Source organism: Hahella sp. HN01 (assembly GCF_018986435.1).
Lineage (GTDB): Bacteria > Pseudomonadota > Gammaproteobacteria > Pseudomonadales > Oleiphilaceae > Hahella.
Window position 1 is genome coordinate 1 of sequence record NZ_JAHMIN010000128.1, and the last position, 1,164, is coordinate 1,164.

1 protein-coding gene is annotated in these 1,164 nt (G+C 63.1%); it reads left to right on the forward strand.

Translation table 11 applies throughout. The annotated features are described in order from the left end of the window. The coding region (locus KP814_RS32590) for a hypothetical protein (RefSeq protein WP_216740680.1) at window positions 1–1,164 on the forward strand (1,164 nt) is incomplete at both ends.

The window sequence follows — 1,164 nt, forward strand, 5'->3', positions numbered from 1 at the left end:
CAGCGCATGACCCGACGCATCGCCGAGGCGGCCGCCGGCAGTGGCGAAGCCATTGGCGCGATCAAAGCGCTGGGCTTATCCGCGCAGAAGCTCCAGCAACTGCGTCCCGAACAGCAATTTGAAGTGCTGGCGGACGCACTGGCGGAGGTGCCTGCGAAGTCGGACCGGGTGCGCCTCGCCATGAAGCTGTTGGACTCCGAAGGCGTCGCCCTGCTGCAAACCATGGAAGGCGGCAGCGCCGCCATTCGGGCCATGGGCGAAGAGTCCGACCGCACCGGCAATACCATCAGCACCCGCTTTGCGACCCAGGCCACCGCCGCCAATGCCGCCATTATCAAGATGAACGCGGCGCTAACGGGCATGACCAACAACATGGCCGTGGCGTTGGGGCCGACCATCGAGCAAGTCGCCCACTTTTTGGGTGACGTATTGCCGGATGCCGCCAAGCTGGGCGGACAGGCGGTGCGATTGCTTGCCGCCGGCGCGCTGGAGGTCAGCGCGAGCGTGGTCGAGTTTATCCGGGTGGCGACCTACTACCTGGGCAAGCTCTCCGATGATGTGGCGCAAGTAGACGCTGAGCTGTACAGCATGCAGGAGAACCTGCGCGGCGCCACGGGCGATATCTTCGCGGAGATGGCGGCGGCGGATCAGGAGACGGAAAAGTTCAACGTCACCCTGGGTCAAAGCGTCGTCACCTTGCAGGACTACCAAGGGGTGACCGCCTCCGTGGCGGATAACTTGGCGCGGGTGAAGGCGGCGCAGGAGGAAGCCAACGCCGCGCTGCAGCGTCAGAACGAAATCCGGGGCAACGTCGAAAGCATCCGTGAATCCCTGCTAACGGAAGAAGAGGCGGAACGGGAGTCCTACGAGCGCCGGCGGGACATGCTGCAGGAGGCGTTGGACGAAAACCTGTTAACCCAAACCCAGCACATGGAGTTGCTGGGCGAGCTGTCCGCGCAGCATCAAGCCACGCTCACAGCCATAGAGGAAAGAGAGAAGGGCAAGCGCAAGGCCTTGGCGGAGGCGGAGCATCAGGAACGGGTGTCGGTCATGACCGGCATGCTGGGCAACCTCTCCACCTTGATGGACACGAAGAGCAAGAAGCTTTTTGAGATCGGGAAAAAGGCGGCTATCGCCAACGCTCTGGTGGCGGGTTATGAAGCC